The sequence below is a fragment of the Mycobacteriales bacterium genome, from assembly GCA_035533475.1.
Taxonomy (GTDB): Bacteria; Actinomycetota; Actinomycetes; order DATLTS01; family DATLTS01; genus DATLTS01.
The window spans coordinates 87,202-112,326 of record DATLTS010000032.1 but is presented as its reverse complement, the minus strand read 5'-3'; the positions used below and the strand labels follow the sequence as shown (position 1 = coordinate 112,326).

Sequence of the window (25,125 nt, the reverse complement as noted above, 5' to 3'; positions counted from 1 at the left end):
GTCAGGTAGTTCTCGTCGTCGAGCAGTCCCCCGTCGCCGGTGTGGAACCAGCCTCCTTCGAGGGCCTCCGCGGTGGCCTCCGGCTGCCGCCAGTAGCCCTCGAGGACGACGTTGCCCCGGGCCAGCACCTCACCCGAATCCGCGATCCGCAGCCGGACACCCAGGGCGGGAGCGCCGGCGCGGGAGAGCAGGCGGGCCGCCTCCTCGATCGGTAGCGCGTCCTCCTCGCTCCGGCGACGGTTGACGGTGAGCAGCGGTGAGGTCTCGGTGAGTCCATAGATTTGGCAGAACTCCCAGCCGAGCTCGGTCTCGATCCGTTCGATGGTCTTCGACGGCGGTGGCGCTCCGGCACAGATGATCCGAGTCCGCCGGCCGGTGCCGGGGATGGGACCGGACCAGCTCCGGCCCGCCTCGAGGACGGCGTTCACGACGGCCGGTGCGGCGCACATGTAGCTCACGTCGTGGTCGGCGACCCGGCGGAGGATTTCGGTGCCGTCGACCTTGCGCAGCACCACCTGAGGCACGCCCACGGCCGCCGCCGTGTACAGCATGCCCCAGCCGTTGGCGTGGAACATCGGGAGTGTGTGCAGGTAAACGTCCCGGTCCTGGACGCCGGCATGCCAGCCGAACAGCACCGAGTTCGTCCAGATGTTGCGATGGGTGATCTGGACGCCCTTGGGCCGGGCGGTCGTCCCGCTCGTGTAGTTGATCGTCGCCGTGGCATTCTCGTCCGGTTCGGGCCACGGCGTGGGGTCCCGGTCGTAACGGAGCAAGGCCTCGTCACTGTGCCTACCGAGGACGAACCGATGCTTCGCCGCGATCGACCCCAGCTCGTCGTCGAGCTCTCCGTCAACGAGCAGCACGGTGGCGCCGCTGTGTTCGACGATGTACTCGACCTCGCCCCGAGCCAACCGGAAGTTGATCGGCACGAGAATCCGGCCGGAAGCCGGGACGGCATAGAACAGCTCGAGCAGGCGTGCGCTGTTCGGGCTGACGACGGCGACGCGTTCACCAGGTGCGACGCCCAACTCGTCCAGTCCCGCTTGAACGGCTCGGACCCGGTGGGCTGTGTCGGCGTAGCTGAGGTCGCCGAGGCCATCCGGTGCGGTCGGCTCGTCGACGATGCCGGTGCGCCGGCCGTATACCGCCTCGGCGCGCTCCAGGAAGTCGGTCGTCAGGAGGGGGACCTGCATGGAAGGAAGCATGCCGCACGCGCCCAGTCGCCCGGCGCATACCCTGACCGGGTGTTCGACACCCTCTCCAGCCGACTCGAATCGGTGTTTACCGCCTTGCGCGGCAAGGGCCGGTTGTCCGAAGCAGACATCGACGCGACCGCGCGGGAGATCCGGATCGCCCTGCTCGAGGCCGACGTCGCCCTGCCCGTCGTAAAGAACTTCATCGCGGCGATCAAGGAGCGGGCGGCCGCGGTGGCCGCCAGCCAGGCGCTCAACCCGGCACAGCAGGTCATCAAGATCGTGAACGAGGAGCTTGTCGGGATCCTGGGCGGCCAGACGCATCTCCTTCGGTTCGCGAAGACGCCGCCGAGCGTCGTCATGCTCGCCGGCCTCCAGGGCACCGGGAAGACCACGCTGGCCGGTAAGCTCGGGCGATGGCTGGTCGCCCAGCGGCATTCACCGCTGCTCGTCGCGGCCGATCTTCAGCGACCCAACGCGGTGCAACAGCTTCAGGTGGTCGGCGAGCGGGCCGGCGTCGAGGTCTTCGCCCCCGAGCCGGGCAGCGGGATCGGAGACCCGGTCGCGGTGGCCCGACAGTCGCTCGACTACGCCCGTCGGCGTGGCCACGACATCGTCGTCATCGACACCGCCGGTCGACTCGGGGTCGACGAGCAGCTCATGGCCCAGGCGGCCGCGATCAGGGACGCGGTGACGCCGGACGACATCCTGTTCGTCGTCGACGCCATGATCGGCCAAGACGCCGTGACCACGGCCGAGGCGTTTCGAGACGGCGTTGGCTTCACTGGCGTCGTTTTGACCAAGCTGGACGGTGACGCTCGCGGCGGCGCGGCCCTGTCCGTCGCACACGTCACCGGGCGGCCCATCCTGTTCGCCTCCACGGGCGAGAAGCTCGAAGACTTCGACGTGTTCCATCCCGAGCGGATGGCCTCGCGGATCCTCGGACTCGGGGACGTCCTCACCCTGATCGAACAGGCCGAGCGGGCGTTCGAGGCGGACGAGGCCGCGGCGATGGCGGAGAAGCTGGCCGGCGGCGCGGACCTCACGCTGGAAGACTTCCTCGAGCAGATGATGATGCTGCGCCGCATGGGCCCGATCGGGAACCTGCTCGGGATGCTGCCCGGGATGGGGCAGATCCGCGACCAACTTTCCCAGGTCGACGATCGGGACCTCGACCGGGTGGCGGCCATCATCCGCTCGATGACCCCCGATGAGCGGCACGACCCGAAGATCATCAACGGTTCGCGTCGGCTGCGGATCGCGAATGGCTCAGGCGTCAGCGTGAACGAGGTCAACCAGCTGGTCGACCGTTTCTTCGAGGCCCGCAAAATGATGAAACAGATGTCCGGGATGATGCCGGGAATGCGCCGGCGGCAGGCCAAGGGCAAGGGGAAAAAGGGCCGCAAGGGCAGCGGCAAAGGTGGCGGGCGAGGCCCGATCCGCGGGCTCCCGGGCGGCCTGCCGGGCGCCCTCTCCGGCGGAGGCGGGGGCCTGCCCGGCGGGCTTCCGGATGAATGGTCGCTCGGGGATCTGTCCCGGCTCCGGCCACGCGAGGACGGCTGAGCGCGGGATCTGGCACAATGTCGGCGAGTACCGTCCGGCCGCGGCCCTCTCTCCGGGTCCGGACGTGTCCACCGAGGCGTTCCGTGCCGGACCCACCCGGCGCGCGACCTTCACCCACGTCCGAGATCTGGAGCACCCGCACCTGTGGCCACCAAGATCAAGCTGATGCGCCTCGGCAAGATGCGCGCCCCCTACTATCGGATCGTCGTCGCTGACTCCCGTACCAAGCGCGATGGCCGGGTCATCGACACGATCGGCAAGTACCACCCCAAGGAAGACCCGTCGTTCATCGAGGTCGACCCCGAGCGGGCCCGGTACTGGCTCGGCGTGGGTGCGCAGCCCACCGAGCCGGTCACTGCGATCCTCAAGGTCACCGGAGACTGGCAGAAGTTCAAGGGGCTGCCCGCTCCGGAGCCGATGAAGGTTGCGGCGCCGCGCAGCGACAAGCGAGTCGCCTTCGAGGCAGCTGCGCGCGAGGGTCTGGCCGCGACCGAGGCAGAAGCAGCCGCGCCAGCCAAGCGTGCCGCCCGCCCGAAGAAGGCAGCAGCCGTGGCGGCGGAGGCGCCGGCCGCGCCGGCCGGCGAGCCGCCGGCTGAGGAGGCCACCGGCGTCGAATCGCCCGCTCCGGCCGTCGAGCCGCCGGCTGAGGAGGCCACCGGCGTCGAATCGCCCGCTCCGGCCGTCGCCGAGTCGGTCGACGAGCCACCCGCGGGGGCCTAGGTGCTCGAGGAGGCCCTCGAACACCTGGTCAAGGGCATCGTCGAACATCCAGACGACGTTCACGTCGCGCTCCGGGAACGGCATAGGGGCAAGGTCCTCGAGGTCCGGGTTAATCCGGAGGACCTTGGCAAGGTCATCGGTCGGGGCGGGCGAACCGCCCGCGCGCTGCGGACGGTCATGGGCGCCATCGGCGGCCGCGGTGTCCGGGTCGACCTGCTCGACGTGGACGAGGTCCGCTGACCGCGGTGCAACTGGTCGTCGGCCGGATCGGCCGTGCGCACGGCATCCGCGGCGACGTGGCGGTGGAGGTGCGGACCGACGACGTCGATCGCCGCTTCGCCCCCGGATCCGTCCTCGACACCGACCCGGAGGCGACCGGGCCGCTCCGGGTGGTGCAGACGCGCTGGCATTCCGGTCGCCTGCTCGTGCACTTCGACGGCGTGGAGGACCGCAGCGCTGCCGAGGGGTTGCGCGGCGTCCTGCTGGTCGCGGATTCGTCGACGAGCTTCCCGGCCGACGGTCCCGACGAGTTCTGGGACCATCAGCTCATCGGCCTCACCGCATTGGATGTCGAGGGGCGCGCGCTCGGGCGCGTCATCGACGTGCTTCATCCGCCCGGCCCGGATCTGCTCGTCGTCGAGCGTCCGGACGCCGCCGAGCTCCTTGTTCCGTTCGTCGCGAGCATCGTCCGCGAGGTGGACGTCGCAGGTGGGCGAGTAGTCGTCGACCCGCCGGCCGGCCTGCTCGAGCTCTGAGCAGCATGCGAATCGACGTCGTGACGATCTTCCCGGACTATCTCGCTCCGCTTTCGATGTCCCTGCTGGGCAAGGCTCGCGATCGTGGTCTCATCGAGCTGAGGGTTCACGACCTGCGAGCCTGGACCGAGGATCCGCATCACAGTGTCGACGACACCCCGTACGGCGGGGGCCCGGGAATGGTCATGCGGGCCGAGCCGTGGGGCGCCGCGCTGGATGCGGTCGTGGGTGGATCGTCCGAACCTCCCAGGCTGATCGTCCCGACGCCATCCGGGCGTCCATTCCGGCAGCAGCTCGCGGCGGAGTACGCGACGCTGCCCTGGCTCCTTCTCGCCTGCGGCCGGTACGAGGGCATCGACGCTCGGGTCGCGGCCGATGCCTCGCGCCGGATGGTGGTCGACGAGATTTCGATCGGCGACTACGTGCTCGCCGGTGGGGAGGCGGCCGCGCTGGTGATCATCGAGACCGTCACCCGACTGCTGCCCGGCGTTGTCGGGAACGCCGAAAGCGTTGACGACGATTCATTCTCCACCGGACTGCTGGAGGGGCCGGTGTACACCAGGCCGCCCTCGTGGCGCGGGCTCGACGTGCCCGAGATGCTGCGCTCGGGCGACCATGCGGCGATCGCCCGCTGGCGTCGGGCTGAGGCGCTGCGCCGAACCGCGGACCTTCGTCCGGACCTCCTCGACCGGCTCGAGGCTCCCGATGCCTGCGGGTTGCCCGCCGGGCCGCGGGATGTGGCAGAGTAGAACCCAGCGGCGGCAGCTCTACCACCGCGCCCATCCCGACCCCCCGCGCGGCAGCGCGCGCCCGCCAGCCCGAGGAAGCGACCGGCCGATGCACACCCTCGACAGTGTCGACGCGGCATCGCTGCGCACCGACGTCCCGGACTTCCGGCCCGGGGACACCCTCAAGGTCCATGTCCGAGTGGTGGAAGGCAACCGTTCGCGGGTGCAGGTATTCCAGGGTGTTGTGATTCGCCGCCAGGGCGGCGGGGCGCGGGAGACTTTCACGGTGCGAAAGGTGAGTTTCGGGGTGGGGGTCGAGCGGACCTTCCCGGTCCATTCCCCGGTCCTGGACAAGATCGAGGTTGTCACCCGAGGTGACGTGCGTCGAGCAAAGCTGTACTACCTGCGTGAGCTTCGCGGCAAGAAGGCCAAGATCAAGGAGAAGCGGGACGCCGGCCCTGGCGCCTGAGCGAACACCCGGCGTCGTTCGCTTAGCGCGGGACTGCCGCCGACTAGCCTGGGCCCGGAACCCTCGAGCAGGAAAGCGGGACAGGTGAGCACCGACAATCCGGGCGGCTACGGGGACGCCGTGGAATCGCCGACCGCAATGGATCCGGTAGCCACTGATCCAGGGTCGCCCGAGCCTGCATCTACCGACCCGACCGCGGCGGGCCCCGAGCGGGCCGACAAGCGCAAGCAGGCCTCGTTCCTGAAGGAACTGCCCTTCCTCATCCTCATCGCGCTGGTCCTCGCCCTGCTGATCAAGGCGTTTCTAGTGCAGGCCTTTTACATCCCGTCAGGGTCGATGGAGCAGACCCTGCACATCAAGGACCGAGTGCTCGTCAACAAGCTTGTCTACCGATTTCGAGACCCGCACCGCGGCGAGATCATCGTCTTCCAGGGGCCGAGCGACTGGAACGCGGAGTTCGCTTCGCCGGTCACGTCCAACCCGATCGCCAGATTCTTCCAAGGCATCGGCAGGGTCATCGGCGTCTCCCCGCCCAGCGGCCGGGACTTCATCAAACGGGTGATCGGACTGCCGGGGGACGTAGTCCAATGCTGCAACGCGCAGAACCAGATCACCGTCAACGGCATAGCGCTCAACGAGCCCTACATCTACCTGGCTCAGGCCGACCCGCAGCAGGCCTACCAACCCTTCAAGGTCACCGTGCCGGCCGGCCACCTGTGGGTGATGGGCGATCACCGAGACGACTCAGCGGACTCTCGGGCCCACATGGGCGATGCTGCGAACGGCTCGATTCCGATCTCCAACGTGATCGGACGCGCGTTCGTCGTGGTCTGGCCAGCCTCCCGCTGGGGGCTGCTCTCGGTACCGTCGACGTTCGGACAACCCGGACTGAAGGCCAAGGCGGCGGCGGTGGCGGTGGCCAACGCTCCGGTTGCGCTCGGGCTGGTCGGTGCGGTCCCGATGGTGGGGATCCGCCGCCGGTGGCGTCGGCGACGGGGCCGCCGCGCCGCTCGGTGAGGCCGCCACGGGTCGCGATCCGCCGCGACGGGGGACTTCGGAGCTACGAGCGGGCTCTCGCCCGGCACGGGCTGTCGCCGGTCGCCGGCGCGGACGAGGCTGGCCGCGGTGCGTGCGCCGGGCCGCTGGTCGTGGCGGCGTGCGTGCTCCCCGCGGGGCGGCGCGGCGAGGTACCCGATCTCAACGACTCGAAGCTGCTGACCCCCGCCGTCCGGGACAAGGTCTACCTCGAGGTGCTGGCCCGGGCGCTCGCCTGGTCCGTGGTCGTGCTGCCGGCCCGGGAGATAGACCGCGATGGCCTTCATGTAGGGAACGTGGCGGGGATGCGCCGGGCCCTGGCAACGCTCTCGGTGCGTCCGGGCTTCGTCTTGACCGACGGCTTCCCGGTCCCGGGGGTCGACGTCCCCGGTCTCGCGGTTTGGAAGGGCGACCGGGTGGCCGCCTGCATTGCGGCCGCCTCGGTGATCGCCAAGGTCACCCGCGACCGGATCATGGTCAAGCTCGATGTCGACTATCCAGGCTACGGATTCGCCGTGCACAAGGGCTACGTCACGCCCGAGCATGACGTCGCACTGACCCGGCTCGGCCCCTGCGCCGAGCACCGTCGACGATTCATCAACGTGGCCCGCGCCGAGGGCGGGTTCTTGGTGGAGAATGCCAGGCAGAAGACCCTGGCCGGCTGGCCGGCGTGAACCCGGTCAGCCGGCGACGACGACCCGGAGAACCCTGGTGAGTGCCGAGGACCTCGAGAAGTACGAGACCGAGATGGAGCTTCAGCTCTACCGGGAGTACCGCGACGTGGTCGGGCTGTTTACGCACGTTGTCGAAACGGAGCGGCGTTTCTACCTGACGAACGATGTCAACGTGGAGGTCCGCGAGGCCGCCGGCGAGGTCTTCTTCGAGCTCACGATGCAGGACGCCTGGGTCTGGGACATGTACCGGCCCGCCCGATTCGTCAAGAACGTCCGGGTGCTCACCTTCAAGGACGTCAACATCGAAGAGCTCGCGAAAAGCGACCTCGAGGTCCCCGGCGAGCGGCCGGATCCGTCGACCTGATTCCGCACGGGGGCACGGCTCGTCACGTTTGCCTGTCCACAGCTGCCCGACCATGCCATCGCCGTCCACAGTTCGACCTTCGCGGCTAGCGAAGCAGCACCCGTCTCGGTCACGGTGGTCTCCGGGAGGTGACCGCGTGGTCAGTGCCGCAGTGCTCGGCCGGTGGGGCGAGGACCTCGCCGCCCGCCACCTCGAGGAGGACGGTTTCGTCCTGCTCGCCCGAAACTGGCGGTGCGAGCTAGGTGAGCTGGACCTGATCGGCCGCGGCGCGGACCTACTCGTGGTCTGCGAGGTGAAGACCCGCAGGGGGGTTCGGTTCGGTTCGCCGGCAGACGCCGTCACGGCGGCCAAGGCACGTCGGCTGCGTCGCCTGGCCGGGAGATGGTTGGCACAGCACCGGCCCGGGGTTGCCGCGGTGCGGATCGACGTAATCACCGTTCTGCTCCGCGGGGACGGCGTGCAGCTGGATCACCTTCCCGGGGTGTGCTGATGGCGTTGGCCCGAACCCGCACCGTCGCGCTGGTCGGCATCGATGGCCATGCCGTCGAAGTCGAGGCGGACCTCGCGCCCGGCCTTCCGGGATGCACGCTGATCGGGCTGCCGGATGCCGCTCTGCACGAGGCTCGCGACCGGGTCCGGGCGGCGATCGCAAACAGCCGCGAACGCTGGCCGCAGCAGCGCATCACGATCGGCCTGTCGCCGGCGTCACTGCCCAAGGGCGGCAGCGCGTTCGATCTCGCGATGGCCGTGGCCATTCTTGCGGCCGCCGGGACGGTTCCGATCGCGTCCCTGCATGACCTCGTGCTGTTCGGCGAGCTGGGCCTCGACGGCCGGGTTCGGCCGGTACGCGGCGTTCTGCCGGCGGTCCTGGCGGCGAGCCGGGCCGGTTTCGTGCGGGCTGCGGTCCCGGCCGCGAACGCCGAAGAGGCGCGGCTCGTCCCGGACATCGACGTACTGCCCGTAGCCACGCTGTCCGCGCTTCTGGCTCGGCTGCGCGGGGCGGCGAGCGGGCTCGTTGAAGAGGAATGTCCGGCGGAGCCGTCGGTGCGTTCCCTTGCCCGGCAGCTCGAGCCGGAGCCGGACCTGGCTGATGTCGTCGGCCAACTAGCCGCCCGGCGGGCGGTTGAAGTGGCCGCGGCCGGTGGTCATCACCTGTTCCTGGTCGGTCCGCCGGGGGCCGGCAAAACGATGCTCGCGGAACGACTGCCGGGGCTGTTGCCCGACCTGGACCGGACGGCCGCCCTCGAGGTCACCGCCATCCACTCCGTGGCCGGCCAGCTGCCGCCCGGGGCTGGGCTCGTGACGAGGCCGCCGTTCTGCCATCCGCACCACACGGCGACGACTGCCGCTCTGGTCGGCGGCGGAAGCGGGCTCGCGCGGCCCGGGGCCGCATCGCTCGCGCACCGCGGAGTGCTGTTCCTCGACGAGGCGCCGGAGTTCCAGGCCGGCGCGCTCGACGCGCTGCGCCAGCCGTTGGAATCCGGAGAGATCATCCTGGCCCGGGCTGCCGGCACGACGCGGTACCCGGCCAGGTTTGCCCTCGTCCTGGCGGCCAACCCCTGCCCGTGCGGTCTCGGCCGGGCTGACGGCAGCGTGTGCACGTGCAGCCCGAGTGCCCGGCGGCGCTACCTCACCAAGCTGTCCGGGCCGTTGCTCGACCGCGTCGACCTCCGTTGCCAGGTCCAGCCGGTGTCTCGGGCCGCGCTGCTCGCCGATCGGGAGCTCACCGAGCCCAGCTCGCTGGTCCGCGAGCGGGTGGCCGAGGCGGGGTGCCGGGCCCGGCGGCGCCTTGCCGGGACTCCGTGGCGGGCCAATGCGGAGGTGCCGGGCCGGGAACTGCGCACCCGCTGGCCGCTGCCGGGGGGCGCGTGGGCGCCGTTGCAGGCCGATCTGGCGGCGGGCCGACTATCGGCGCGTGGGCTCGACCGGGTTCTTCGGGTGGCCTGGACGCTTGCCGACCTGGCGGGCATCGCCAGCCCGGGCTGGCGCGAGATCGGTGAGGCGCGCGGGCTGCGGATGCCGGTCGGGGTGGTCGCGTGATGGACCAACGCGGATCGGCTCCGGTGAGTGACGAGGAACGGCTGGCCCGAGCTGCGCTGACTCGGGTCAGCGAGCCGGGACACCAGGACGTGGCTCGGTTGGTGCGCTCGGTGGGGGTGATCACCGCCTGGGCCGCGCTTCGGTCGCGGGACCCGCGCGTGCGGGACAGCCGACTGGCGGGGGTCGCCCTGCGGGCCGACGTCACCGATCCCGAGCGCGACCTCGAGACCATCAGCCGGGAGGGCGGCCGGCTGGTCTGCCCCGGCGACGCCGAGTGGCCCGAGGCGCTCGACGTGCTCGTCGCGGCCGACTGCGCCCCATTCGCGCTCTGGGTCCGCGGCAGCGGGTCCCTCGCGAGCCTCGACGGCCGAGCGGTGGCGGTCGTCGGCACCCGGGCGGCCAGCGAGTACGGGCTCTACGTCGCGGGCGAACTCGGTGCCGGGCTCGCCGACCGGGGGTGGGTGGTGGTCTCCGGCGGGGCCTACGGCATCGACGGGGCCGCGCATCGCGGTTGCCTGGTTGCCGAGGGCGCTACCGTCGCGGTCCTCGCCTGCGGCGTGGATGTGCGTTACCCCAGCGGCCATGCCCGGCTCTTCGATCGGATCCGGGAGTCCGGCCTGCTCGTCTCCGAGCACCCCCCAGGGGCGCAACCGTTCCGGACCCGTTTCCTCCAGCGCAACCGGCTGATCGCGGCCCTCGGGCTCGGCACGGTCGTCGTCGAAGCCGGGGTCCGCAGCGGCGCCCTCTCCACGGCGGCGCATGCCGCCCGGCTCGGCCGGATGGTCATGGCCGTTCCCGGGCAGGTCACCGAGTCCGGCTCCGCCGGCTGCCACCGGCTGATCCGCGACGTCGCCGCGACCCTGGTCCGGGGGATCGACGACGTGGTGGAGGCGGTGGGGCGTCTGGGGGCCGATCTCGGGCCGGAGGGGCCGGGGTCGCCGTCCGGATCGGCCCGCGACGGACTGCCCGCCGAGGCCGCCCGGGTCCTGGACGCGGTTCCCGTCCGCCGCGCGGTTGGTCCCGAGCAGATCGCCGTCACCGCCGGTTTCGACCCGGCAACCGTGCTCGGCAGCCTGGGGTTGCTCGCCGGGCTCGGCCTGGTCGAGCGCTCCGGCGAGGGGTGGCGACTCGGCCCCGCGGCCATGCCCAGCAGACGCGCGGGGCCGCGGTTCCGCCCGCCGGGCGCTCCAAACGGCCGCCAGGCGGTGCAGTCCCGCCCGGCCGGTCGGCAGTTGCCCTTCGGCGGCAGCGGCGGGGCGGCTTGACCCGCCGCACGCCAGGCCGGACCGTTCATGGGTGTCCGCCCCGCCCGGCGAGTTGCCGCCCCCGCTCGCCGCCGCATGGACTGGCTTCATCCGGCACCTGGCTCTCGAGCGCGGGCTGTCCGCGCACACCGTGCGCGCGTACGGCGGCGACGTGGCCAGCCTCCTCGACCACGCGACCCGGCTCGGACACACCGAGCTCGCCGATCTCGACCTCGCGGTCCTGCGCAGCTGGCTGGCCCGGCTCCGTAGCCAGGGTGCGGCCCGGAGCACGCTCGGTCGCCGGGCGGCCGCCGCGCGGGTCTTCACCGCCTGGGGGTTCCGTCGCGGCCTGCTCGACCACGACCCCGGGCAGCTGCTCGGTACCCCTCGTGCGCAGCGGGCGCTGCCGCATGTGCTCACCGGACCTGAGGTGGCGGAGCTGATGAACCCGCCGCCGAGCGAAGCCGCCGCGAACCTGGTCGCCGATCCCGGCGCCGAACTGCGCGACCAGGCCATCCTCGAGTTGCTCTATGCCAGCGGGATCCGGGTCAGCGAGCTGACCGGCTTGGACATCGACGACCTCGACGAAGGCCGTCGGGTGATCCGCGTGCTCGGAAAGGGCGGCAAGGAGCGCACGGTTCCGATCGGGGTGCCGGCTCTGCGGGCCGTCCGGAGCTATCTCGCCGAGGGGCGACCCCGCGCCGTGGGCCCGGTAAGTGGGCCGGCCCTCTTCCTCGGCGCCCGGGGGGGGCGGATCGACCCGCGCACCGTTCGGCGCGTCGTCCATGCCCGGCTGTCGGCCGTCCCGGGCGCCCCGGACATGGGACCGCACGGGCTGCGACACACGGCGGCCACACATCTGCTGGAAGGCGGAGCTGACCTGAGAAGCGTCCAGGAACTGCTCGGTCACGCTACGCTCGCAACAACGCAGATATACACCCACGTGTCCATCGACCGACTGAAGGCCACCTATGACCGGGCGCACCCCAGGGCGTGAAGTTCGGGGACGCGCACGCGCGGGCGGCGCCTCAGCGGCTTCCGCGGCGACCGTGGCGGACACCCCGGACGAACCGGGCAGCCTAGAACCAGACCCGGCTGCGGTCGATGCTGCGATCGGCCAGCTTTGGCGCGAGTTCAAAGCCGGGGGCGAGGCGCACCTTCGGGAGCGCTTGATCCTGCACTACTCACCGCTGGTGAAATACGTCGCCGGGCGGGTCGGCGTTGGGTTGCCGTCGAACATCGAGCAGGCCGATCTGGTGAGCTACGGCATCTTCGGGCTCATCGACGCGATTGAGAAGTTCGACCTGAGTCGGGCGATCAAGTTCGAGACCTACGCCATAAGTCGGATCAAGGGCGCCATCATCGACGAGTTGCGGGCGATCGACTGGATCCCGCGCTCGGTGCGCTACAAGGCGCGTGAGGTCGAACGCGCCTACGCCGCGCTCGAAGGCAAGCTCAGCCGTACGCCGACCGAGGGGGAGGTCGCGAATGAGCTCGGGCTCACCCTCGACGAGCTGCACACGATCTTCAGCCAGGTGTCGTTCGTCAACGTCGTGGCCCTCGACGAGTTGCTCAACGTCGGTGGCGAGCGCGGGGACAAGCTCTCGCTGGTGGACACGCTCGAGGACACCCGGGCGGAGGATCCGGTAGCGGCATTCGAAACCGAGGAGACGAAGTACCTGCTGGCTCGGGCCATCAACATGCTTCCCGAGCGGGAGAAGATCGTCGTCACGCTGTACTACTACGAGGGCTTGACGCTCGCCGAGATCGGTCAAGTGCTCGGCGTAACCGAGAGCCGGATCTGCCAGATGCATACGAAGGCCGTGCTCCAGCTTCGCGGCAAGCTCGCCGAGGGTCGGGACTGAGCGCGGCGCTGCCGCCTCCCGTACACTGCACCCTGCAGCCCGCGTACCCGTGGGCTGACAATCGCGCGCCCACCCGGCCTCGTGCCGGTGCCGGTCTGCTCGGTCCACTGGAGACGGTGGCCCACGGCGGGGCGCCAGGGCGGCGGCCACCGGCCGCCGCGACGAACCGAGCGCGCCCCGGTGCGGGCGCTGGAAGGGGCTTCCGGCCGTGGCCGTCGTCACCATGCGCCAGCTGCTCGAGAGCGGCGTTCACTTCGGGCATCAGACCCGACGGTGGAACCCGAAGATGAAGCGATTCATCTTCACCGAGCGCAATGGCATCTACATCATCGATCTCCAGCAGTCGCTGGCGTTCATCGACCGGGCGTACGACTTCGTCAAGGAGACGGTCGCTCACGGCGGATCCATCCTGTTCGTCGGCACGAAGAAGCAGGGCCAGGAATCGATCGCCGATCAGGCCCGCCGGGTGGGGATGCCCTACGTGAACCAGCGCTGGCTCGGGGGGATGCTCACGAACTTCTCCACCGTCTACCAGCGGCTCCAGCGACTGAAGGAGCTCGAGGTGATCGAGCAGACCGGGGACACCCAGGTCCGGACCAAGAAGGAGTCGCTGCAGCTCCAACGCGAGCGGGAGAAGCTCGACCGTTCGCTCGGCGGGATCCGGGACATGGGCCGGCTTCCCAGTGCGGTGTGGATCGTCGATACGAAGAAGGAGCACATCGCGGTCGGGGAGGCACGCAAGCTCGGCATTCCGGTGGTTGCGATCCTCGACACCAACTGTGACCCGGACGAGGTGGATTACGCGATCCCCGGCAACGACGACGCGATCCGGTCAGTCACCCTGCTGACCCGGGTGATCGCCGACGCGGTCGCCGAAGGCCTGATCGCCAGGGCGGGTCTGGCCAGCGCCGAGGAGAAGCCCGAGCCGGCGGCGGAACTTGCCGGTGAGGAGCCGCTTCCCGACTGGGAGCGCGAATTGCTCGCCGGACAGGCCCCGTCGGCGGCTCCGGCCGGTGCCGATGCGCAAACCGCGGCGGCGGATGGCGCGTCCATCCCCCCGGCCGAGGAACCCGACCGGGCCGCGGCATCCGATGCGGAGCAGACGCCGGCCGGTGAGGGCCCCCCCTCCGAGGCCTGATCGCCTGCCCCGGTTTCCCGACCCCCTGACCTGCGACGACGGAAGTGAGTCATGGCTGAGATCACGACGGCTGACATCAAGAAGCTCCGGGAGTTGACCGGCGCTGGCATGTCCGACACGAAGCAGGCGCTCGTCGCCGCTGACGGCGACTTCGACAAGGCGATCGAAAGCCTCCGCCTCAAAGGTCTCAAGGGCGTCGTCAAGCGTGGGGAGCGAACCGCCTCCAACGGGCTGGTCACCGCCTGGCTCGACGGCACCCGCGCAGGCACCCTGCTCGAGCTGAACTGCGAGACCGATTTCGTCGCGAAGAGCGAGCGGTTTCAAGCGCTCGCTGCCGACGTCCTGCGCACTGTCGTCGAACGGCGCCCGGCGGACGTCGCGGAGCTGCTGGGCGGCCCGTTGGCCGGTGCCGAGGACATTACGGTCGAAGCCCATCTCAGCGAAGCCGGGATAGCGCTCAGCGAGAAACTCGAGGTCAACCGCTTCGTCACCTTCGAAGGTGCGTACGTGGCGGCCTACCTGCACCGCACGAGCCCCGACCTGCCCCCGACCATCGGGGTCCTCGTCGAGCTCGGCGGCGAGAACGCGGAGCTGGCCAGCGACCTTGCGAAGCACGTGTCCTGGGCCGCCCCGCAGTTCCTTGCCCGGGACGAGGTTCCGGCCGGCACGGTGGAGACCGAGCGGCGGATCGCGGAGCAGCTGGCCCGCGAGGAGGGCAAGCCGGAGGCTGCGCTCTCCAAGATCGTCGAAGGTCGGGTGAGTGGCTTCTACAAGGAGGTAGTCCTGCTCGAGCAGGCCTTCGTGAAGGACAACAAGCGCACGGTCGGCCAGATCCTCGAGGAGGGTGGCCTCAGCTTGGTGCGTTTCGCCCGCTTCAAGGTCGGCGAGGCGTAGGGCAGACTCCCTATCACCATGACCAGCGAGGAGGGCGCCGTGACGCCTCGGGCGGCCGAAACGCACGACGCTCCGGTATGGACCCGGGTCATGCTGAAACTGTCCGGTGAGGTCTTCGGCGGCGGCCGCCTCGGGGTCGACCCGGACGTGGTCCAGGCGATCTCTCGGCAGCTGGCCGAGGTCGTGGCCCGCGGTGTGCAGACCGCTGTCGTCGTCGGCGGGGGGAACTTCTTCCGCGGTCACGAGTTGGCGGAGCGGGGAATGGACCGGGCCCGGGCCGACTACATGGGCATGCTCGGGACGGTGATGAACTGCCTGGCGTTGCAGGATTTCCTGGAGAAGCTCGGCGTCGAGACCCGGGTGCAGACCGCCATCCAGATGGGTCAGGTCGCCGAGCCTTACATCCCGCGCCGGGCGGTGCGACACATGGAAAAGGGGCGGGTCGTCATCTTCGGTGCGGGTCTGGGTGCCCCGTTCTTCTCCACCGACACCTGCGCTGCTCAGCGCTCGCTGGAGGTGGGCGCGCAAGTCCTGCTCAAGGCGACGCATGTCGACGGCGTCTACGACGCCGATCCGCGGACCCATCCCGACGCGGTGCGCTTCGACCGGCTCGACTATGCCGAGGTGCTTGCCCGAGGGCTCAAGGTCATGGACGCGGCGGCGATCAGCCTATGTATGGACAACTTCCTGCCGGTGGTGGTGTTCGACCTGCTCGAGGAGGCCAGCGTCTCCCGGGCGGTGCGCGGGGAGAAGATCGGCACGCTGATCGCCCCGCCGGCGTCGTGAGCCGTTCCGCCCATTCGGAGGAGCCGACGTGATCGACGAGACTCTGCTCGAGGCCGAAGCGAAGATGGAGAAGGCGGTGCACGTCCTCCGCGAGGACCTTTCCACGCTCCGCACCGGGCGGGCGTCGCCGCAGATGTTCCAGAAGCTCGTCGCCGACTACTACGGGGCCCCCACGCCGATCCATCAGCTGGCCTCATTTCACGTGCCGGAGCCGCGGATGGCCGTGATCAGCCCCTATGACAAGGGATCGACCGGGGCGATCGAGAAGGCCATCCGGGACAGCGACCTCGGCGTGAATCCCACGAATGACGGAAACCTGATCCGGGTCGTGTTCCCGCAGCTCACGGAGGAGCGACGCAAAGAGCTGATCAAGGTTGCCCGGCACAAGGCGGAAGAGGGCCGGATCGCGATCCGCAACATCCGCCGACACGCCAAAGACACCCTCGACCGGCTGGTCAAGGATGGCGAGGCCGGCGAGGACGACGTTCGGCGGGCGGAGAAGGAGCTGGAGGACCTCACCCACGGCTATGTGGCCCAGGTCGAGGACGTTCTCCGGCACAAGGAAACCGAGCTGCTCGAAGTCTGATGACCGGCGTCGACACCGAGCCCACGGCTGCCGCTGCCCCGGGGCGGGCCGGTCGGAACCTGCCAGTCGCGATCGGGGTCGGTCTCGCCCTCGGGGGGTTGCTCCTGGGCACGCTGTACACGTACCGGCCGGCATTCCTCGTCGTCGTCGTCGCCGCGGTCAGCGTCGGTCTGTGGGAGCTCGTGCATTCCCTGCGCTCGGCCGGCCCGGCAGCGCCCTTCGTGCCGCTCGCCGTCGGCAGCGCCGCGATGTTGTGCCTGGCCTACGTCGACGGCTCCGAAGCCATGGTCGTCGCCGGGCTGCTGACCGCGGTTGCCGTGGTGGTCTGGCGCCTCGCGGGGGGACCCGCCCACGTGCTGCCCGACATCGCTGCCGCATTGTTCGCATTGCTGTACGTGCCGTTCCTGACCGGGTTCGCCATCCTGCTCGTCGTGCCGGCGGACGGTGCCCGCCGGGTCACGGTGTTCATCGCGACGGTCGTCTGCTCCGACGTCGGCGGGTATGCCGCAGGTGTCCTCGCCGGGCGGCATCTCATGGCCCCCACGATCAGCCCCAAGAAATCCTGGGAGGGATTTGCCGGCTCGACGATCGCATGCGCGACGTTCGGCGGGTTGACGGTGCCGTTCCTGCTCGGCGGGGCGGTCTGGCAGGGCGTGGTATTCGGCCTGGCCATGGTCTGCACCGCGACCCTCGGGGACCTCGGAGAGTCGATGATCAAGCGGGATCTCGGGGTCAAGGACATGGGCCGCGTGTTGCCCGGCCACGGCGGACTGATGGACCGGCTCGACTCGTTGCTCCCGAGCGCCCCGGTCGCCTGGCTGCTGCTCAGCGCGTTCGTCCCGCACGTGCACCACTGAGCCCGCTAGCCGGGGTAGACCGGCGCGAGTGTGCAATTTCCGACAAGGTCCACGCGTGGACGCTGTCGGAAATTGCACACTCGCGGCTTGGCGAGCGGGAACGGGCCCCATCGGTGTGGATCATGAGGGCTCCGGCTTCGTGTGAGACTGGCGGGCGATGCCCACCCGCGCCGCGCGACCGCCCCGCCATCTCGCCGACCTCACCCCTGAGCAGCGGCGGGCCGCGGTGACGGTTCTCGGCGCCCCGGCCTACCGGGCGGATCAGCTTGCCCGGCACTACTTCTCCCGCCTCGGCGATGACCCGGACGCGATGACCGACATCCCGGCCGCCGAGCGGGGTCCGCTGGCGGCGGCCATGCTGCCCGACCTGTTGACCGCCGTGCGCCACCTGTCCAGCGACCGCGGGGCCACCCGCAAGACGCTGTGGCGGGGCCTGGACGGGACGCTGATCGAATCGGTGGTCATGCGTTACCCGGAGCGGGTGACCGTTTGCGTGTCTAGCCAGGCCGGCTGCGGGATGGGCTGCCCGTTCTGCGCTACCGGGCAGGCGGGGCTCACCCGCAACCTCAGCACCGCCGAAATCGTCGAGCAGGTGGTCGCGGCGGCCCGTGCTCTCGGCCGTGGCGAGCTCGCCGGCGCCCCGGCCCGGGTGAGCAACGTCGTCTTCATGGGGATGGGGGAGCCGCTGGCCAACTACCGGGCGGTCCTCGCGGCCGTCCGCCGGCTCACCGATCCGCGCCCGCACGGCCTCGGCCTCGGGCAGCGCTCGATCACGGTGAGCACGGTAGGGCTGGTCCCCGCGATCCGCCGGCTGAGCTCGGAGGGGTTGCAGATCACGCTCGCAGTCTCGTTGCACGCGCCGGACGATGAGCTGCGGAACACCCTGGTACCGGTGAACACCCGGTGGCCCGTCGCCGACGTGATCGCCGCAGCCGTCGACTACGCCGCGGTCACCGGGCGACGGTTCTCCGTCGAGTACGCCTTGATCCGCGACATCAACGACCAGGGCTGGCGTGCCGACCTGCTCGGCGAATTGCTCGCCGGCCGGCTGGCCCATGTCAATCTCATCCCGCTCAATCCGACGCCCGGTAGCGCGTGGACGGCGTCCCGACCGGCTGCGCAGCGCGAGTTCGTCCGAAGGCTGGAGGGCCACGGCATCGCGACAACGGTCCGGGACACCAGGGGCCGCGATATCGACGGGGCCTGCGGGCAGCTGGCTGCCGCGAGCGGCTGAGCCCGCGAGCGGCTGAGCCCGCGGGCGGCGTGGTTCCGGCCGGGGACCTGCGGCCGCGGATGGGACACTTGACCGGTGACCCGCGACGTCGTGCTGCTCGGTAGCACCGGCTCGATCGGCCGGCAGGCCCTCGACGTCGTCGCGCGCAATCCGGAGCGGTTCCGCGTCATCGGGCTCGCGGCCGCCGGTTCGGACCCCGCGCAGCTCGCCGCCCAGGCGGCCCGGACCGGGGCGGAGGTGGTCGCGGTAAGCCGCCCCGAGGCGGCGGCGGCGGTGCGCGACGCGCTGAACGGTGGGGTAAAGCTGCTGGTCGGCCCGGACGCCGTCGCCGAGTTGGCCGGCTGGCCCTGCGACGTCGTGCTCAACGCCGTCGCCGGCGCCGCCGGCCTGGGTGCCACGCTCGCCGCGCTCGACGCCGGGCGCCGGCTCGCGCTCGCGAACAAGGAGTCGCTCATCATCGGCGGCCCGCTAATCGCCGACCGGGTGGACCGGATCGTGGCGGTGGACTCCGAGCACTCGGCGCTGGCGCAGTGCCTGCGTGGCGGCTCCCCTGGCGAGGTGCGCCGCCTGGTCCTCACGGCCAGCGGGGGTCCGTTCCGCGGCCGGACCAGGTCCGAGCTGGGTGCGGTCACCCCCGCGGAGGCGCTCGCGCATCCGACGTGGGACATGGGCCCGCTGGTAACGGTGAACTCGGCGACGCTGGTGAACAAAGGTCTCGAGGTGATCGAGGCGAACCTGCTGTTCGGGATCCCGCTGGACCGGATCGACGTGGTTGTCCATCCGCAGTCGGTGGTGCATTCGCTGGTGGAATTCAGCGACGGAGCGACGATCGCGCAGGCCTCGCCTCCGGACATGCGACTGCCGATCGCGCTCGCCCTGGGCTGGCCGGACCGGGTGCCCGACGCCGCCCCCGCGCTGGACTGGACCGCGGCGGCCTGTTGGCAGTTCGAGCCGCTCGACGAGCAGACTTTCCCGGCCGTGCGGCTGGCCCGGGAGGTCGGCGCCGGAGGCGGCACCCTGCCGGCCGCGTACAACGCGGCGAACGAGGTGTGCGTCGCCGCATTCCTCGCCGGTCGGCTCGGCTTCCTCGACATCGTCGACACCGTCGAGCGGGTCGTCGCCGAGCACCTGCCCCACCAGTCCGGGCTGCGACTTGCCGATGTCCTAGAAGCCGACGGCTGGGCCCGCCGGCGGGCCCGCGAGATCACCCGGATCGAGGAGTTCCAGGCATGACCGCCGTCGGTGTGCTCGCCTTCGTGTTCGTGCTGCTCACCTCGGTCATGCTGCATGAGGCCGGGCACTTCGTGACCGCGAAGCACTACGGCATGAAGGCGACCCGATTCTTCGTCGGCTTCGGGCCCACCCTCTTGTCGTTCCGGCGCGGCGAAACCGAGTACGGGATCAAGGCCATCCCGGCCGGCGGCTTCGTCAAGATCGTGGGGATGACGCCGCTCGAGGCGGTCGAACCGGGCGACGAGGACCGGGTCTTCTACAAGCAGCCGGCCCGGCAGCGAGTCGTGGTGCTCGCCGCCGGCTCGTTCGTGCACTTCGTGCTGGCGATCCTGCTTACCTATCTGGTGCTCGTGTTCGCCGGTGACTTCACCTCGACCCAGCAGCAGGTCTCCGTCGGCGGCGTCACCCCGTGCGTCACGGTCGGTGACACCCAGCGGGGCTGCCCGCCCGGGGCGCCGGCCGCGCCGGCGCAGGGAAAGCTGCTCGCGGGCGATCGGATCGTCGCTGTGGACGGGCATCCGCTCACGGACCCGACCCAATTGACGGGCGCGGTGACCTCCCACGTCGGCCGTCCGCTCGGGCTGACGGTGATCCGCCACGGCGCCCGGGTCGCGGTGAGCGTCACGCCCGTGGCCGTTCGGCAGGGGAACGGGACGATCGGCCGGATCGGGATCGCGGTCTCCGCGACCGGGGTGTATCCGACGTACGGCCCACTGGCGGCGGTGCCCCGCACGTTCGGTTCGCTCGGCTTCTACCTGAGCGCCACCGGGAAGGCCCTCGCCAGCCTGCCATCCACGCTGCGCGAAGACCTGGCCGGCAAGCGCAGTCCGAACGGCGCGCTCAGCGTCCTCGGGGTGGCCAACGTGAGCGGGCAGATCGCCAGTGCCTCCCGGGTACCGCTGCACCTCAGGGTCGGTCAGTTCCTCTCGATCATGGCGCAGCTCAACTTCTTCATCGGCATCTTCAACCTGCTTCCGCTGCTGCCACTCGACGGCGGCCACATCGCGATCCTGGCCTTCGAGGGCCTGCGCCGCCGGCTGTACCGGCTGCTGCGCCGTGGGGATCCCGGTCGCGTCGACATCAACAAGGTCCTGCCGCTCACGTACGCTTTCGTCGTGCTGTTCGTCGGGGTCGCGGCGGTTCTGCTCTACGCCGACATCGCCCACCCGCTCAACCTCTCCGGATAGGAGCCATGACCTCGATCCCGCTCGGGATGCCGCCGATCCCGCCGCCGCCGCTCGCGCCGCGCCGGGAGAGTCGGCAGATCCATGTCGGGCGGGTCCCGGTCGGCGGTGGCGCGCCGGTCTCCGTGCAGTCGATGACGACGACGAAGACCGCGGACGTCGACGCCACCCTTCAGCAGATCGCCGAGCTGACCGCCGCGGGCTGCGAGATCGTCCGGGTCGCCGTGCCGGACACCGACGACGCCGAGGCGCTGGGCGAGATCGCGAAGCACTCGCAGATCCCGGTCATTGCCGACATCCACTTTCAGCCGCGGTACGTGTTCGCCGCGATCGACGCCGGATGTGCCGCGGTCCGGGTCAACCCCGGAAACATCAAGAAGTTCGACGACCGGATCGGGGAGATCGCGAAGGCCGCGGGCGACGCCGGAATCCCGATCCGCATCGGAGTCAACGCCGGCTCGCTCGACAAGCGCCTGCTGGATAAGTACGGCAAGGCCACGCCGGAGGCGCTCGCCGAGTCCGCGCTGTGGGAGGCGTCGCTGTTCGAGGAGCACGGCTACCGTGACCTCAAGATTTCGGTCAAGCACCACGACCCGGTGGTGATGATCCAGGCCTATCGGCTGCTCGCCGCCCGGTGCGACTACCCGCTGCACCTCGGCGTCACCGAGGCCGGGCCGACCTTCCAGGGCACGGTGAAATCCGCCGTCGCCTTCGGCGCGCTGCTCGCCGAGGGGATCGGCGACACGATCCGGGTCTCGCTGTCGGCCCCCCCGGTCGAGGAGGTCAAGGTCGGGCTGGCGATCCTCGAGTCGCTCGGCCTGCGGCAGCGCCGGTTGGAGATCGTGTCCTGCCCGTCCTGCGGACGGGCTCAGGTCGACGTCTACACCCTCGCCGAACAGGTCCAGGCCGGCCTGGAGGGGATGACCGTCCCGATCCGGGTTGCCGTGATGGGCTGCGTCGTCAACGGACCCGGGGAGGCTCGAGAGGCCGATCTCGGGGTCGCCTCCGGTAACGGTAAGGGGCAGATCTTCGTCAAGGGGCAGGTCGTGAAAACCGTTCCGGAGGCGGCCATCGTCGAGACCCTCATCGAGGAGGCGCTGAAGATCGCTGCCGAGATGGAGGCCGCCGGGGTGGCCTCGGGAGAGCCGGCCGTCTCGGTCAGCTGAGACGGAGCGCTGACCCGATGTTGCGAACCGTGCCACTGCGGGTGCTGGACGACCGGGACCTGCCGGTCGCGCTCGATCTGCTCGACCGCGATCCGATCGCCAACGTCTTCGTCCGCTCCCGGATCGACGCGGTCGGCCTTGACCCCTGGCGGCTCGGCGCCGAGGTGTGGGGACACCCGGGCGACGGCCGGTTGTCCGCGCTCTGCTACGCCGGAGCCAACCTGGTCCCGGTCGGTGCTGACGACGCGGCGATCCGGGCGTTCGCCGACCGGGCCCGTCGGCAGGGTCGGCGTTGCTCGTCGATCGTCGGGCCGGCCGAGATGGTGGCGCCGCTTTGGCGACTGCTCGGGCCGTCCTGGGGGCGGCCGCGCGAGGTCCGGGAGCGCCAGCCGCTGCTGACCATCGGCCGACCGCCGCGGTTGGCCGGTGATCCTGCCGTGCGCCCGGTGCGGCTCGAGGAGCTGGACATCCTGCTCCCGGCCTGCATCGCCATGTTCACCGAGGAGGTGGGGGTCTCCCCGGTTGCGGCGGACGGCGGCGCCCTGTACCGCGCGAGGATCGCCGAGCTGATCGGCCAGGGCCGGGCCTTCGCCCGGATCGACGATGGCCGGGTCGTGTTCAAGGCTGAGATCGGTGCGCTGGCGCGCGACGCCTGCCAGGTGCAGGGGGTGTGGGTCGACCCGGAGCTGCGCGGCCGCGGACTTGGCAGCCACGGCATGGCGGCGGTCGTCGCGCAGGCCCAGGCGTCGCTGGCGCCGGTGGTCAGCCTCTACGTCAACGACTTCAACGACATCGCCCGTCGGGCCTACGATCGGGTCGGCTTCGCCGAGGTCGGCCGTTTCATGTCGGTCCTGTTCTGAGCAAGCCCCTGGGCTTCTCAGGGGGCCTCGCGCCCCGGGAACGAGGTGGTGACGCCGGGGTCGAAAGGGCCCGTCGCGGCGCGCCAGCGGGCCGCCCGGCCGGCGGCATCGACCAGGGCTTCGGCGGCGAATTCGCGCAGCCCCGGGTTCGCGGTGCTCCCGATCAGGTCGTAGTAGACCCCGGCCGTGCCGTCCTCGAGCTGCTCGGCGAGCTCGAGGGCGGACGCCGGGCCGGTGACCGGGAACGGCAGCGCGAAGGCCGGGGGGACCGGTCCGGGCCGGGCCCCGTCGCGGCGGAGCAGCTCGGCCAACCGGTCGGCCCGACCGGTGTGGGTCGCGAGCGCGGAAGCCGCCAACTGTTCCAGACTGCCGGTCAGGTGGGCCCCGACGACCCCGTAGCCGTAGCTGGCCGCCGCCTCAGCGACGAGCGCCGCCTGGAGCGCGGCGACCTGAGCGGTCATGGCGCGGCCAGGGCGGCGAGCACCACGGCGTGACTCGCCTCGCTGCCGGCGATCGAGGCGAACAGCTGGGCGTGGGCCGGGTCCACGGCGGCGCCGACACTCGCCAGCGCCGCGACGGCCGAGGCGTGCTCCAGTGCGGTGAGGGCGGGGAGGGTCGTTAGAGACGAAGGTCGGGCGGGTAACTGGGCGACGCCGATCGCCGCCTGGTGCGCGAGGTGCTGGGCCCGGAGAGCCGCCAACGCGGTCAGGGCCGCCGGCGCCAACGGGGTTGCGAGGACGGCGTCGTAACCAGCGATCAGCGCCCGCTCGCGGTCCGCCGCGGCGGCCAGCGCGGGCGCATCCGGGATCGGCGGGGGTGGTGCGGGCGGCGGTCGGACGGCGCGGTGGCAGCCGGCGGCGGCGACACCGATCGCGCCGGCGAGCAGCGCGCGCCGGGACAGGGACAAGGCGCCTCCTTTCCGCGGCCGGGAGTCTGCCATCCCGGCGACTAGGCTGACCCATAAACGCGGTCGGTCCGGACGGGAGGCGGCGAGATGACCAAGCCCTCGACCCGCGACCTGCTCCGTGAACTGCTCGAGCCGGTGGTGGCCGCGCACGGCTACGACCTCGAAGATGTCGGGGTCACCCCGGCCGGGCGCCGCCGGCTGGTCCGGGTAGTGATCGACGGCGACGCCGGCGTCGACCTCGACGACGTGGCCCGGGTCAGTGCGGCGAGCTCCGCGGCCCTAGACGCCGCGGATGCCATGGGTACCGGCGGCTACGTCCTGGAGGTCTCTTCGCCGGGGGTCGACCGTCCGCTCGTCGCCCCACGGCACTGGCGGCGAGCCCGCGGCCATCTGGTCAGGGTGGCGCTGTCCGGCGGCGGGGATCTGGTCGGCAGGGTCGTAGATGCCGATGAGGCGGGGATGGTCATCGACGTGGCCGGATCGCCACGGCGGCTCGGCTACGACGAGGTAGCTCGCGCACAGGTTCAGGTCGAGTTCCAGCGCGCATCCGGGGAGCCCGCGCCGTGAACATCGACATGGCGGCGTTGAAGAGCCTGGCCCGGGAGAAGGACGTGTCCTTCGACACGGTCATCGAAGCGATCGAGGTCGCCCTGCTCTCCGCCTACCAGCGGGCGGACGACGCCTACGAGCACGCTCGGATCGAACTCGACCGCAAGACCGGGGCGGTCGCGGTGTTCGCGCGGGAGGTTGGTCCGGACGAGGAGCTCGGGGTCGAGTTCGACCACACCCCGCCGGGCTTCTCCCGGATCGCTGCGACCACGGCCCGGCAGGTCATCCTCCAGCGGCTCCGCGACGCCGAGCAGGAGCTCACCTACGGTGAGTACGCCGGCCGGGAGGGCGACATCGTCAGCGGGGTTGTGCAGCAACACGACCCTCGCCCGGAGGTCCGCGGTGAACGTCGCCCGGTGTTCGTCGACCTCGGCAAGGTCGAGGCGGTGCTGCCGGTCTCCGAGCAGGTGCCGGGGGAGACCTACCTGCACGGTGACCGACTGCGGGTCTACGTCGTGCAGGTGCACAAGACCGTGCGCGGGCCGTCGATCAACGTCTCGCGGACCCATCCCAATCTGGTGCGCAAGCTGTTCGCCCTCGAGGTGCCCGAGATCGCCGACGGTTCGGTCGAGATCGTCGCGGTCGCCCGCGAGGCCGGCCACCGGACCAAGATCGCCGTGCGATCTCTGGTGCCCGGCATCCGGGCCCGCGGGGCCTGCATCGGCCCAGTCGGCGCCCGGGTCCGGGCCGTGGTTGCCGAGTTGCACGGCGAGAAGATCGACATCGTCGACTGGGATGCCGATCCGGCCCGGTTCGTCGGGCACGCGCTGTCCCCGGCGAACGTCTCCGAGGTGCGCGTCGTCGATCTGGAGAATCGGGCCGCCCGGGTCATCGTGCCGGACTACCAGCTGTCCCTGGCGATTGGCCGGGAGGGTCAGAACGCTCGGCTGGCGGCCCGGCTCACCGGCTGGCGGATCGACATCCGGTCCGACTCCGAGCGGCCGCTCGGCGACGCCCCGGTGGGCGAAGACGGCCCGGTGACAACCGACGCCTGAACCGCCCGGGCGGCGCCCGGGCCGCG

28 protein-coding genes and 1 pseudogene are annotated in these 25,125 nt (G+C 70.9%); 26 read left to right on the top strand and 3 right to left on the bottom strand.

The genetic code is table 11. The annotated features are described in order from the left end of the window. Positions 1 to 1,193: AMP-binding protein (locus tag VNG13_07230; GenBank protein ID HVA60314.1), on the bottom strand; the 1,193-nt coding region annotated here is incomplete at its 3' end. 51 nt (positions 1,194 to 1,244) lie between these two features. Between VNG13_07230 and ffh the strand changes: the two genes are divergently transcribed. The 24 genes and pseudogenes from ffh (at position 1,245) to VNG13_07110 (ending at position 22,588) form a co-directional block, all read left to right on the top strand. Continuing rightward, positions 1,245 to 2,756 carry a signal recognition particle protein gene (gene ffh, locus VNG13_07225; protein HVA60313.1) on the top strand — a complete coding sequence of 504 codons (1,512 nt, stop codon included), beginning with the start codon at positions 1,245 to 1,247 and terminating at the stop codon, positions 2,754 to 2,756. Between the two features lie 144 nt (positions 2,757 to 2,900). Next, entirely contained in the window at positions 2,901 to 3,476 is a 576-nt protein-coding gene (gene rpsP, locus VNG13_07220) for a 30S ribosomal protein S16 (protein HVA60312.1), read from the top strand. Continuing rightward, on the top strand, positions 3,477 to 3,716 hold the full coding sequence (locus VNG13_07215) for an RNA-binding protein (protein HVA60311.1): 240 nt from the start codon (positions 3,477 to 3,479) through the stop codon (positions 3,714 to 3,716). It abuts the gene before it with no gap. A gap of 5 nt (positions 3,717 to 3,721) precedes the next feature. Continuing rightward, positions 3,722 to 4,231, top strand: a complete 510-nt coding sequence (rimM, locus tag VNG13_07210; GenBank protein HVA60310.1) for a ribosome maturation factor RimM — start codon at positions 3,722 to 3,724, stop codon at positions 4,229 to 4,231. A gap of 5 nt (positions 4,232 to 4,236) precedes the next feature. After that, positions 4,237 to 4,980 carry a tRNA (guanosine(37)-N1)-methyltransferase TrmD gene (trmD, locus tag VNG13_07205; protein HVA60309.1) on the top strand — a complete coding sequence of 248 codons (744 nt, stop codon included), beginning with the start codon at positions 4,237 to 4,239 and terminating at the stop codon, positions 4,978 to 4,980. 88 nt (positions 4,981 to 5,068) lie between these two features. After that, positions 5,069 to 5,428 carry a 50S ribosomal protein L19 gene (rplS, locus tag VNG13_07200; protein ID HVA60308.1) on the top strand — a complete coding sequence of 120 codons (360 nt, stop codon included), beginning with the start codon at positions 5,069 to 5,071 and terminating at the stop codon, positions 5,426 to 5,428. A gap of 84 nt (positions 5,429 to 5,512) precedes the next feature. Beyond that, positions 5,513 to 6,445, top strand: coding sequence for a signal peptidase I (lepB, locus tag VNG13_07195; protein ID HVA60307.1), 933 nt, complete (start codon positions 5,513 to 5,515; stop codon positions 6,443 to 6,445). Beyond that, positions 6,442 to 7,068: pseudogene (locus VNG13_07190) on the top strand (ribonuclease HII). The gene lepB and the pseudogene VNG13_07190 overlap by 4 nt, the downstream one beginning before the upstream one ends. A gap of 106 nt (positions 7,069 to 7,174) precedes the next feature. Next, positions 7,175 to 7,501 carry a DUF2469 domain-containing protein gene (locus VNG13_07185; GenBank protein ID HVA60306.1) on the top strand — a complete coding sequence of 109 codons (327 nt, stop codon included), beginning with the start codon at positions 7,175 to 7,177 and terminating at the stop codon, positions 7,499 to 7,501. A 136-nt stretch (positions 7,502 to 7,637) separates the two neighbouring features. Beyond that, positions 7,638 to 7,991, top strand: coding sequence for a YraN family protein (locus tag VNG13_07180; protein ID HVA60305.1), 354 nt, complete (start codon positions 7,638 to 7,640; stop codon positions 7,989 to 7,991). Beyond that, positions 7,991 to 9,541 carry a YifB family Mg chelatase-like AAA ATPase gene (locus VNG13_07175; GenBank protein ID HVA60304.1) on the top strand — a complete coding sequence of 517 codons (1,551 nt, stop codon included), beginning with the start codon at positions 7,991 to 7,993 and terminating at the stop codon, positions 9,539 to 9,541. Before VNG13_07180 ends, VNG13_07175 begins: the two co-directional genes overlap by 1 nt. A 23-nt stretch (positions 9,542 to 9,564) precedes the next feature. Further along, positions 9,565 to 10,806 carry a DNA-processing protein DprA gene (gene dprA / locus VNG13_07170; GenBank protein ID HVA60303.1) on the top strand — a complete coding sequence of 414 codons (1,242 nt, stop codon included), beginning with the start codon at positions 9,565 to 9,567 and terminating at the stop codon, positions 10,804 to 10,806. Positions 10,807 to 10,858: 52 nt separating this feature from the next. After that, positions 10,859 to 11,782 (top strand): tyrosine recombinase XerC, encoded by a 924-nt coding sequence (locus tag VNG13_07165; protein ID HVA60302.1) that lies wholly within the window; start codon positions 10,859 to 10,861, stop codon positions 11,780 to 11,782. Between the two features lie 52 nt (positions 11,783 to 11,834). Continuing rightward, entirely contained in the window at positions 11,835 to 12,650 is an 816-nt protein-coding gene (gene whiG / locus VNG13_07160) for an RNA polymerase sigma factor WhiG (GenBank protein ID HVA60301.1), read from the top strand. 208 nt (positions 12,651 to 12,858) lie between these two features. After that, positions 12,859 to 13,788: a 30S ribosomal protein S2 gene (gene rpsB, locus VNG13_07155; GenBank protein ID HVA60300.1), complete on the top strand. Its 930-nt coding sequence runs from the start codon at positions 12,859 to 12,861 to the stop codon at positions 13,786 to 13,788. Positions 13,789 to 13,839: 51 nt separating this feature from the next. After that, entirely contained in the window at positions 13,840 to 14,682 is an 843-nt protein-coding gene (tsf, locus tag VNG13_07150; protein ID HVA60299.1) for a translation elongation factor Ts, read from the top strand. 18 nt (positions 14,683 to 14,700) lie between these two features. Beyond that, complete coding sequence (gene pyrH, locus VNG13_07145) at positions 14,701 to 15,468, top strand: UMP kinase (GenBank protein HVA60298.1); 768 nt, start codon at positions 14,701 to 14,703, stop codon at positions 15,466 to 15,468. A 28-nt stretch (positions 15,469 to 15,496) separates the two neighbouring features. Next, on the top strand, positions 15,497 to 16,054 hold the full coding sequence (frr, locus tag VNG13_07140; GenBank protein ID HVA60297.1) for a ribosome recycling factor: 558 nt from the start codon (positions 15,497 to 15,499) through the stop codon (positions 16,052 to 16,054). Next, complete coding sequence (locus VNG13_07135) at positions 16,054 to 16,911, top strand: phosphatidate cytidylyltransferase (GenBank protein HVA60296.1); 858 nt, start codon at positions 16,054 to 16,056, stop codon at positions 16,909 to 16,911. Before frr ends, VNG13_07135 begins: the two co-directional genes overlap by 1 nt. A 157-nt stretch (positions 16,912 to 17,068) precedes the next feature. Continuing rightward, positions 17,069 to 18,145 (top strand): 23S rRNA (adenine(2503)-C(2))-methyltransferase RlmN, encoded by a 1,077-nt coding sequence (gene rlmN / locus VNG13_07130; GenBank protein HVA60295.1) that lies wholly within the window; start codon positions 17,069 to 17,071, stop codon positions 18,143 to 18,145. 75 nt (positions 18,146 to 18,220) lie between these two features. Next, complete coding sequence (dxr, locus tag VNG13_07125; protein HVA60294.1) at positions 18,221 to 19,378, top strand: 1-deoxy-D-xylulose-5-phosphate reductoisomerase; 1,158 nt, start codon at positions 18,221 to 18,223, stop codon at positions 19,376 to 19,378. Continuing rightward, on the top strand, positions 19,375 to 20,565 hold the full coding sequence (locus VNG13_07120; GenBank protein ID HVA60293.1) for a site-2 protease family protein: 1,191 nt from the start codon (positions 19,375 to 19,377) through the stop codon (positions 20,563 to 20,565). Before dxr ends, VNG13_07120 begins: the two co-directional genes overlap by 4 nt. Positions 20,566 to 20,570: 5 nt before the next feature. Further along, entirely contained in the window at positions 20,571 to 21,728 is a 1,158-nt protein-coding gene (gene ispG, locus VNG13_07115; protein HVA60292.1) for a flavodoxin-dependent (E)-4-hydroxy-3-methylbut-2-enyl-diphosphate synthase, read from the top strand. 17 nt (positions 21,729 to 21,745) lie between these two features. Then, a complete protein-coding gene (locus VNG13_07110; protein ID HVA60291.1) occupies positions 21,746 to 22,588 on the top strand; it encodes a GNAT family N-acetyltransferase in 843 nt (280 codons plus the stop codon). Between the two features lie 17 nt (positions 22,589 to 22,605). On the opposite strand, the gene VNG13_07105 is transcribed toward VNG13_07110, so the two are convergent. Both VNG13_07105 and VNG13_07100 read right to left on the bottom strand, forming a co-directional pair. Further along, a complete protein-coding gene (locus VNG13_07105; protein HVA60290.1) occupies positions 22,606 to 23,049 on the bottom strand; it encodes a ferritin-like domain-containing protein in 444 nt (147 codons plus the stop codon). Further along, complete coding sequence (locus VNG13_07100; GenBank protein HVA60289.1) at positions 23,046 to 23,495, bottom strand: hypothetical protein; 450 nt, start codon at positions 23,493 to 23,495, stop codon at positions 23,046 to 23,048. The genes VNG13_07105 and VNG13_07100 overlap by 4 nt, the downstream gene beginning before the upstream one ends. A gap of 87 nt (positions 23,496 to 23,582) precedes the next feature. Here VNG13_07100 and rimP point away from each other — a divergent pair, with 87 nt between their 5' ends. Both rimP and nusA read left to right on the top strand, forming a co-directional pair. Beyond that, complete coding sequence (gene rimP, locus VNG13_07095; GenBank protein HVA60288.1) at positions 23,583 to 24,062, top strand: ribosome maturation factor RimP; 480 nt, start codon at positions 23,583 to 23,585, stop codon at positions 24,060 to 24,062. Then, positions 24,059 to 25,099: a transcription termination factor NusA gene (gene nusA, locus VNG13_07090; protein HVA60287.1), complete on the top strand. Its 1,041-nt coding sequence runs from the start codon at positions 24,059 to 24,061 to the stop codon at positions 25,097 to 25,099. The genes rimP and nusA overlap by 4 nt, the downstream gene beginning before the upstream one ends. Positions 25,100 to 25,125: the final 26 nt, after the last annotated feature.